The organism is Streptomyces sp. NPDC058221, from assembly GCF_042882365.1.
Lineage (GTDB): Bacteria > Actinomycetota > Actinomycetes > Streptomycetales > Streptomycetaceae > Streptomyces.
The window spans coordinates 162,912-171,482 of the sequence record NZ_JBHVWF010000001.1; the positions used below are offsets into that span (position 1 = coordinate 162,912).

Here is an 8,571-nt window from a genome sequence, read left to right on the forward strand (position 1 = left end):
CGTCCACCGGACGGGGCCTTCGGGTGGTGGCTGGGGCCGGGATCGAACCGGCGACCTATCGCTTTTCAGGCGATCGCTCGTACCAACTGAGCTACCCAGCCACGCAGCTCATACGGGCTGCAGCGGTCCTGACGGGATTTGAACCCGCGGCCTCCACCTTGACAGGGTGGCGAGCACTCCAAACTGCTCCACAGGACCAAGCTTTGTGCGACTAAGTGTCGCACAGGTTGTGCGTGCCCCCAACGGGATTCGAACCCGTGCTACCGCCTTGAAAGGGCGGCGTCCTGGGCCACTAGACGATGAGGGCAGAACTGCTAGTACAGCCGCTTCTTCATCTGTCGCCCGAGGGAACGTGAGAAGCATGTGACTCCGCTTCCCCTCAAGAGGTTCCGCTTCTTCTGTGACCTTCGAGGTTCCAGAACGGTCAAGCCCTGACCGGCGCCCTTGGGCACGTCGGAGACTGTACACGTGCGTTTCGGTGTCAGCCAAACCGAAAAGGCGAGGGCGTCGCCCCGGCCGGCTTCTCCTCCGGGAGATGGCGGCTGACCTCGGCCGTCGTCAGACCGAGCCCGCCCAGGGTGATCTCGTCCCAGGCCTGCAGCCGGCGGGTGGAGCGGTCCAGATAGAGCACCGAGGCGAGCACCTGTTCAGGCTTCTCGTTCTGTACGGCGCGCAGCCCGCCGCCGCCCGTGGAGCCCTCCACTTTCAGCCGGGTGCCGTGCTCCATCACCTCGTTCTGCCGGTGGTGCACATGGCCGGCCAGTACGAGCGGGACCGCGCCGTCCGTCTCGCGGGCCGCCGCGGGCTCATGGGTGACGGCGATGTCGACCGGGGTGCCGGCCCGCTGCTGGGCGCGCAGGGCTGCCGCCAGCCGCAGACCTGCGGTCCGTTCGATGTCCTCGGGCTGTTCGGGCCCGGTGCGGTCCGGGGTGAAGTCCGGGTCCCCGATGCCGGCCACCCGCAGCCCGCCGACGTTCACCGCCCGGCCCTTGTCGAGCACGTGCACGTTCTTGAACCGCTTGGCGTTCGCCAGATACTTCTGGGTGACCGCGGAGTCGTGGTTCCCGCGGACCCAGACGTAGGGCGCGCCCAGATCCGCGACCGGGTCCAGGAAGTTGTTCTCGACCGCGGCCCCGTGGTCCATCGTGTCGCCCGAATCGATGATCACGTCGATGTCGTACTGCTCGACCAGCGAGCCGATGATGTGCCAGGCCGCCGGGTTCAGATGGATGTCGGAGACGTGCAGCACGCGGAGGGTGGCGGGGTCCGGGGCGTAGACGGGGAGCGTCGAGGTGGCGTCGTACAGCTTGGTGACGTTGGTGACCAGCCGGGCCAGCTCCCGCTGGTAGACGTCGAAGTCGGTGACGATCGAGCGGGCGTCGCCGACGACGGACGGCGCGCTGGAGAGCAGTCCGGAGAACCGGGGCTCCAGGACCGACTTCGGATTCCAGGTGGCGTACGCGCTGATGCCCGACGCGGCCAGCAGGGAGAGCGCGAGCCCTCCGGCGACGAGTGCGCGGCGGGGCCTGCGGTAGACCGCGAGGCCCAGCGCGGTGGCCCCGGAGACGACCGCGACGCAGGAGCGCAGTGCGAGCTCGCGGGTGCCGGCGGTGACATCGCCGGTGACCTCGTCCTCCAGTCCGGACAGCCGTTCGGGGTGCTGGACCAGGGCCTCGGAGCGGACCGGGTCCAGGCGGTCGACATCGACGTCGAGCCGGACCGGGGCGCGGTGGGAGTCCAGTTCGAGGGCGCCGAGCGGGGACACGTTGATCTTGGTGCCGCCGGTGAGGGAGGGGCGCAGCGTCATCGTCGTGTCCATCGGGCCGACGGTCGTACGGACGCTGCCGACGGCCAGCAGCCCGAGCCAGGCGCCGAACAGCACCACGACGACCAGGCCGAGCGCGCGGAGGAACGGCCGGGGAGCGGCGGCGAGCGTGGGGCCGGAGGGGCGGGCCCGGCGGCCGGTGCGGGGCCGGGGCCGGACGTGGAAGCGGTGCCGGAGGCGGGCTGCTGCGGCACGGAACGGGTCGCGGGCCATTGGGCGACTGTGCCCCGGCCCGGGGGGAGCTATGCGCTCCGGGCGCGTCAAGGCGCATCCGGCGGCGGTACGTGACAATGACGGGGTGCTGGAGATGACGCGGGAAGAGTTCGAGGAACTGGTCGGCGAGGCTCTGGACCGGATCCCGCCGGAGCTGACCCGGCTGATGGACAACGTCGCGGTGTTCGTCGAGGACGAGCCGGAGGCCGGTGATCCGGATCTGCTCGGGCTCTACGAGGGCACGCCGCTGACCGAGCGCGGTGAGTGGTACGCGGGCGTGCTGCCGGACCGGATCACCATCTACCGCGGGCCGACGCTGCGGATGTGCGAGTCGCGCGAGGACATCGTCGCCGAGACGGAGATCACGGTGGTCCATGAGATCGCCCACCACTTCGGCATCGACGACGAGAGGCTGCACGCGCTCGGTTACGGGTGAGGGGCGGGGGCTGCGGTCAGGGGTGTGCGCGGGCCTTCGTCCGGTGGGCGTGGGGCCGCACTGCGGGCGCCGAGGTGTGAATGAGCTGTGCGGGCCTGTCCCGGGGCGTGTCCCCGGCGGGGCGGCGGGAGTTGGGCACAGCGCTCCCGGCTCGTTTCCGTACCCGTCCCGTCCTTCTTCGCGCCCCCGGAGGTGCCCCCGTGCGCCAGTTGTCCGTGCCTGTCCGCTGGGCGGCCGTCACCGCTGTGACGATCGCCGCGTCCGCAGGCTGTATGAGTGTCGGCGACGACGACGGGAAACCGGCGCCCTCGCGGTCGGCCCTGCCGAAGGGTTCGGCGGTCGAGCCGGACGGTGCCACGGTGGCCGGTACCGGCCGGGCCCGTACCGGCGGCGCCGAGGCGCACTCCGAGCGGGAGGCCGCCCGGTCCGGTGGCCCGAGTGCCTCCGCCGGTCCGTCGGACAGCCCCGGCCAGGAGCCCGTCGAGCCGGGGCGGCCCCGGGCCGGCCGGCCCGGGGCCCTGACACCCGCACCGTCGGAGCCCGGAGTACCGGACCAGCCGGACCAGCCGGACCAGCCGGATCCGCCGGCTCCGTCCGATCCGGGGACCCCCGAGCCGCCGGCTTCGCCGGAGCCCGATCCGGAGCCTTCTGACCCGCCCGCGGTGCCTTCGGCGTCGCCCGCCGCGCAGTTCCACAACGATGCGATGGCTGCGCCGGGCGAGGCGGACCCGATGCGGACGCCGGAGGCATCGCCGCAGGTGGGACCGGCCTGACGGGCCGGTCGGCCGGGGCTGGCTTGCGCAATGCGGGTGATAGTGCGTATGGTAGTAGATCGTTTGATCCATTGCCCGGCGCCGACACAGAAGAGCGCCGTGTGGCGCGTACTCTCCCTTGCCGTGGCTGGACCGCATTGAGGCGGTCGAAATTGCGAATCACGGAGTTACGGGCGCGTGCCGAGACTCCGGAAGGTTTCGCATTTCGCATGTCAATTTCCAGTTCTGACCACACCGTGCTGCCCGAGAACATCGAGAACGACGAGCTCGTCGTGGCCGCAGAGGCCGTAGTCGCCGAGTCCGCCGTCTCCATCGAGGCCGACGCCCCCAAGGCCGACACCGACGCTCCCCGGGCCGAGCAGGCCGACACCGACTCCGCCCCCGAGGCGGACGCCGAGCCGACCATCACCTTCGCCGAGCTGGGCCTGCCGGACGGCATCGTCCGCAAGCTCGCGCAGAACGGTGTGACCGCGCCCTTCCCGATCCAGGCAGCGACCATCCCGGACGCCCTGGCCGGAAAGGACATCCTCGGCCGCGGCCGTACCGGCTCCGGCAAGACCCTCTCCTTCGGTCTGCCGACCCTGGCCTCGCTGGCCGGTGGGCACACCGAGAAGAAGAAGCCCCGCGCGATCATCCTCACGCCGACCCGTGAGCTCGCGATGCAGGTCGCGGACGCACTGCAGCCCTACGGCGACGTGCTCGGCCTGAAGATGAAGGTCGTCTGCGGCGGTACGTCGATGGGCAACCAGATCTACGCGCTGGAGCGCGGTGTCGACGTCCTCGTCGCCACCCCGGGCCGGCTGCGCGACATCATCAACCGGGGTGCCTGCTCCCTGGAGAACGTCCAGGTCGCCGTCCTCGACGAGGCCGACCAGATGTCCGACCTGGGCTTCCTGCCCGAGGTCACCGAGCTGCTCGACCAGATCCCCGGCGGCGGCCAGCGCATGCTCTTCTCCGCCACCATGGAGAACGAGATCGGCACCCTGGTCAAGCGCTACCTGAGCAACCCGGTCACCCACGAGGTCGACTCCGCCCAGGGCAACGTCTCGACCATGTCGCACCACGTCCTCGTCGTGAAGCCGAAGGACAAGGCGCCGGTCACCTCCGCCATCGCCGCCCGCAAGGGGCGCACGATCATCTTCGTCCGCACCCAGCTGGGCGCCGACCGCATCGCCGAGCAGCTCGTCGAGGCGGGCGTCAAGGCGGACGCGCTGCACGGCGGCATGACCCAGGGCGCCCGTACCCGCGTTCTCGAGGACTTCAAGAAGGGTTACGTCAACGCGCTGGTCGCGACCGACGTCGCCGCCCGCGGTATCCACGTCGACGGCATCGACCTGGTCCTGAACGTGGACCCGGCCGGTGACCACAAGGACTACCTGCACCGCTCGGGCCGGACCGCCCGTGCCGGCAAGTCCGGTGTCGTCGTCTCCCTGGCTCTGCCGCACCAGCGCCGCCAGATCTTCCGCCTGATGGAGGACGCGGGCGTCGACGCCTCGCGCCACATCGTGCAGGGCGCGGGCGTCTTCGAGCCGGAGGTCGCCGAGATCACCGGCGCCCGCTCGCTCACCGAGGTCCAGGCCGACTCCGCGAACAACGCGGCCAAGCAGGCCGAGCGCGAGGCCGCCGACCTGACGAAGCAGCTGGAGCGCATCCAGCGCCGTGCCGTGGAGCTGCGCGAGGAGTCCGACCGTCTGGTCGCCCGCGCCGCTCGCGAGCGGGGCGACGACCCCGAGGCCGCAGTGGCCGAGGTCGCCGCCGAGGCGCAGGCCGCACTTCTGGCCGCCGCTTCCGTGCCGGAGCAGCAGGCCGCGCGCGAGGAGCGCCGCGACGACCGCGGCAACTACGAGCGCCGGGACAACCGCGGCGGCGACCGCGGTGGATACCGCGGTGGCAACGACCGTACCGGCGAGCGCAGTGGCCGTCCCGCCGGCAGCAACGGCTACCGCGGCAGCAGCGACCGTCCGTCGTTCCGCGGCAGCAACGACCGTCGTGAGGACCGCCCGGTCGGTGGTGGTTTCCGCTCCGGCGGCAATGACCGTCGTGACGACCGCGGTGGTGACCGTGGCGGTTTCCAGCGTCGTGACGACCGCCCGTCCGGTGGTTTCCGCTCCGGCGGCAACGACCGTCGTGACGACCGCGGCGGCGACCGTGGCGGCCGTTCCTTCGAGCGTCGCGACAACGACCGTCCCGCGTTCAACCGTGACCGTCGTGACGAGCGCCCGTCCGGTGGCTTCCGCTCCGGCGGCAGCGACCGTCCGTTCAACCGCGACCGTCGTGACGACCGTCCGTCGGGCGGCTTCCGCTCCGGCGGTGCCAGCGACCGTCCGACCGGCCGCCGCGACGACCACCGTTCCACGGGAACCGGCACGAGCACCGGCTCCTTCGGCCGCCGCGACGACAAGCCGCGCTGGAAGCGCAACGGCTGACCGTCCGGTCGCCTGACTGCTGAACAGGGCCCCCCCCCCCCCTCGGTGGTGTGCGGGCCCTGTTCTGTGAGGCGCTGAGGCACCCCCGGCCGTACGGGGCCGGGGACCGGTGCATGTCGTGCCCCCGGCGAGGGAATCGCTGGGGGCATGACAACCAACCCCCGTGAGGCCTCATCCGAACCATTCGAACCATTCGAACCATCCGAGCCACCTGGACCGTCCGAGCCACCCGACGCCTCCGAACCGAAAGCCTCCGTTTCCGGTTCCGCTTCCGCTTCCGGTTCCGACGAGGAGCGGCTGGCCGAACTCGGCTACACCCAGGTGCTCGCCCGCCGGATGTCGGCCTTCTCCAACTACGCGGTCTCGTTCACGATCATCTCGGTGCTCTCCGGCTGTCTGACGCTCTACCTGTTCGGCATGAACACCGGCGGTCCCGTCCTGATCACCTGGGGCTGGGTCGGCGTCGGCCTGATGACCCTGTTCGTCGGGCTCGCGATGGCCGAGATCTGTTCGGCGTACCCGACGTCCGCGGGACTGTACTTCTGGGCCCACCGGCTGGCCCCGCCGCGGTCGGCGGCGGCGTGGGCGTGGTTCACCGGCTGGTTCAACGTGCTGGGCCAGGTCGCGGTGACCGCCGGGATCGACTTCGGGGCGGCGTCGTTCCTGGGTGCCTATCTGAACCTCCAGTTCGACTTCCGGGTCACGCCAGGACGCACGATCCTCCTCTTCGCCGCGATCCTGTTCCTGCACGGTCTGCTGAACACCTTCGGGGTGCGGATCGTCGCGATCCTCAACAGCGTCAGTGTGTGGTGGCACGTGCTCGGCGTCGCGGTCATCGTCGGCGCGCTCACCTTCGTACCGGACCACCATCAGTCGGCGTCGTTCGTCTTCACGGAGTTCGTGAACAACACCGGCTGGGGCAACGGGTTCTACGTGGTCATGATCGGGCTGCTGATGGCCCAGTACACGTTCACCGGATATGACGCCTCGGCCCATATGACCGAGGAGACGCACGACGCGGCGACCGCGGGCCCGCGCGGCATCGTCCAGTCGATCTGGACCTCCTGGATCGCTGGTTTCGTCCTCCTCCTCGGCTTCACCTTCGCCATCCAGTCGTACGACGGCGCCCTGGCCTCCCCGACCGGCGCCCCGCCCGCCCAGATCCTCCTGGACGCCCTGGGGGCCACCACGGGCAAGCTGCTGCTCCTGGTGGTGATCGGCGCCCAGCTCTTCTGCGGTATGGCGTCCGTGACCGCCAACAGCCGGATGATCTACGCGTTCTCCCGGGACGGCGCCCTCCCGTTCTCCCGGGTCTGGCACACGGTCAGCCCCCGCACCCGTACCCCCGTGGCGGCGGTCTGGCTGGCCGCCATCGGTGCGCTGGTCCTGGGCCTCCCGTACCTGATCAACGACACCGCGTACGCGGCCGTCACCTCCATCGCGGTGATCGGGCTGTACATCGCCTACGTCATTCCCACCCTGCTGCGGCTGCTGCGTGGCGACGACTTCCGCCCCGGCCCCTGGCACCTGGGCCGCTGGTCCCGTCCCATCGGCATCGTCGCGGTGGTCTGGGTGGTGGTCATCACGGTGCTCTTCATGCTGCCCCAGGTCTCACCCGTCACCTGGGAGACCTTCAACTACGCCCCGATCGCCGTCCTGGTGGTCCTCGGCTTCGCCGCCACCTGGTGGCTGGCCTCGGCCCGCCACTGGTTCCTCAATCCGGATCACAAGCACACGATCGCGCGCAATACACCTCGCTGAGCGAGGCCGCCACAACCGTGACGGGGCCCGGCAACCGATACCCGATCGGCGGCCGGGTCGCGGCGGGCTATGCTCGGGGGTGATTCGCCGGGGGCCGTTAGCTCAATTGGTCAGAGCAGCGGACTTTTAATCCGTTGGTTGTGGGTTCGAGTCCCACACGGCCTACGTCTAAGCCCCAGGTCAGAGCTCATTTCTGGTCTGGGGCTGCCTCGTGTTCGGGGTGATTTCGCGCGCATGCTCCAGCGATGCTGCATCGAACCGTAAACGATCACGAAACGACGGAGCCCCGGCGCAGGACCGGCCGAGGCTCTTGAGGTATGTCGCCACTACCCGTGGGCGCGAATGATCAGCGTGCCGATCTTCCGGCGGCCGGGTGGCGCGGGCAGAATGCGCGCGGTCGGCACAGTGAAGCCGTGCTCGGTGAGGATTTTCACCCACCGCTCAGGCTCGTAGTCCCAGCGCTTCACGACGAGCGGGTCCTCATCCTCGGACCGGTTGATGTACGAGGCCTGGCACCCGTAGCAGCCCTCAACCGGCGGCCGGTGGGAGAACGCCAGCACGCCACCGGGGCGCAGGCGCCGGCGGAGCGCGGGGAGCAGCACGGCCGGGTCCGTGAACCAGGCGGCGCCGAACACGGAGAACACGGCGTCGAAGTGCTCGCCGCTCTCCTCAAGGAACCGGGTGGCCTCGGTGCGATGGAGGACCATGCCGGTATCGGACCAGCGAGCTTCGGCGGCCCTGATCTGTGCGAGCGAGACGTCGACACCCACGGCGCGGGCACCGAGGGCAGTGATGTGGGCGAGGTTCCCACCCTTGCCGCAGCCCAGGTCCAGGACGGAGGCGCCCGAACCCACGCCGAGAAGCTCGGCACCGGGCCCGTGGTCGGGGTACTGGGTCCAGTTGAACCAGGTGGTTTCGCCCGCTGCGTTCGTGGGGCGGCGCTCCGGTTTCTGCTTCGAGTAGGTGTCCCACGCCTGGGTCTCGGTCATGCTGCTCCGTTCATGGGGCCGGGGGCCCCCGGGGGGGCCCCGGCCGCCCGGGCCCGGGGCCAGGGAATAAGTACAGTGAGTTTTAAAAAAAAAAAAAACCCCCCGACAAGGTCCGATAGCGTGTGAGGTCGGGTGGGTGTTTAAAGGG

The 8,571-nt window shown here is 70.2% G+C and carries 6 protein-coding genes and 4 tRNA genes; 5 read left to right on the plus strand and 5 right to left on the minus strand.

Features of this window, described 5'->3' with window-relative positions:
• Positions 1–24: 24 nt before the first annotated feature.
• The 4 genes from ACFVW8_RS00780 to ACFVW8_RS00795 all read right to left on the minus strand — a co-directional run bounded on the left by ACFVW8_RS00780 (position 25) and on the right by ACFVW8_RS00795 (position 2,038).
• Positions 25–101: transfer RNA gene (locus ACFVW8_RS00780), tRNA-Phe, on the minus strand.
• 22 nt (positions 102–123) lie between these two features.
• Positions 124–198 (minus strand) — tRNA-Asp (locus ACFVW8_RS00785).
• A gap of 36 nt (positions 199–234) precedes the next feature.
• Positions 235–307: transfer RNA gene (locus ACFVW8_RS00790), tRNA-Glu, on the minus strand.
• 174 nt (positions 308–481) lie between these two features.
• On the minus strand, positions 482–2,038 hold the full coding sequence (locus ACFVW8_RS00795; protein ID WP_389685411.1) for a metallophosphoesterase: 1,557 nt from the start codon (positions 2,036–2,038) through the stop codon (positions 482–484).
• Positions 2,039–2,123: 85 nt separating this feature from the next.
• Between ACFVW8_RS00795 and ACFVW8_RS00800 the strand changes: the two genes are divergently transcribed.
• From ACFVW8_RS00800 to ACFVW8_RS00820, 5 genes are all read left to right on the plus strand, one after another.
• Positions 2,124–2,474 carry a metallopeptidase family protein gene (locus ACFVW8_RS00800; protein WP_389685421.1) on the plus strand — a complete coding sequence of 117 codons (351 nt, stop codon included), beginning with the start codon at positions 2,124–2,126 and terminating at the stop codon, positions 2,472–2,474.
• Positions 2,475–2,674: 200 nt separating this feature from the next.
• Entirely contained in the window at positions 2,675–3,247 is a 573-nt protein-coding gene (locus ACFVW8_RS00805; RefSeq protein ID WP_389685412.1) for a hypothetical protein, read from the plus strand.
• A gap of 209 nt (positions 3,248–3,456) precedes the next feature.
• On the plus strand, positions 3,457–5,673 hold the full coding sequence (locus ACFVW8_RS00810; RefSeq protein ID WP_389685413.1) for a DEAD/DEAH box helicase: 2,217 nt from the start codon (positions 3,457–3,459) through the stop codon (positions 5,671–5,673).
• A 147-nt stretch (positions 5,674–5,820) separates the two neighbouring features.
• Positions 5,821–7,434 carry an amino acid permease gene (locus ACFVW8_RS00815; RefSeq protein WP_389685414.1) on the plus strand — a complete coding sequence of 538 codons (1,614 nt, stop codon included), beginning with the start codon at positions 5,821–5,823 and terminating at the stop codon, positions 7,432–7,434.
• Between the two features lie 91 nt (positions 7,435–7,525).
• A tRNA-Lys gene (locus tag ACFVW8_RS00820) sits at positions 7,526–7,599 on the plus strand.
• Between the two features lie 161 nt (positions 7,600–7,760).
• On the opposite strand, the gene ACFVW8_RS00825 is transcribed toward ACFVW8_RS00820, so the two are convergent.
• Positions 7,761–8,423 (minus strand): class I SAM-dependent methyltransferase, encoded by a 663-nt coding sequence (locus ACFVW8_RS00825; protein WP_389685415.1) that lies wholly within the window; start codon positions 8,421–8,423, stop codon positions 7,761–7,763.
• Positions 8,424–8,571 lie beyond the last annotated feature (148 nt).

Bases quoted from the DNA above. Each gene is read 5' to 3' on its own strand.
- ACFVW8_RS00795 (WP_389685411.1), bottom strand. From the start codon at position 2,038: ATGGCCCGCGACCCGTTCCGTGCCGCAGCAGCCCGCCTCCGGCACCGC.
- ACFVW8_RS00810 (WP_389685413.1), top strand. From the start codon at position 3,457: ATGTCAATTTCCAGTTCTGACCACACCGTGCTGCCCGAGAACATCGAG.
- ACFVW8_RS00815 (WP_389685414.1), top strand. From the start codon at position 5,821: ATGACAACCAACCCCCGTGAGGCCTCATCCGAACCATTCGAACCATTC.
- ACFVW8_RS00825 (WP_389685415.1), bottom strand. From the start codon at position 8,423: ATGACCGAGACCCAGGCGTGGGACACCTACTCGAAGCAGAAACCGGAG.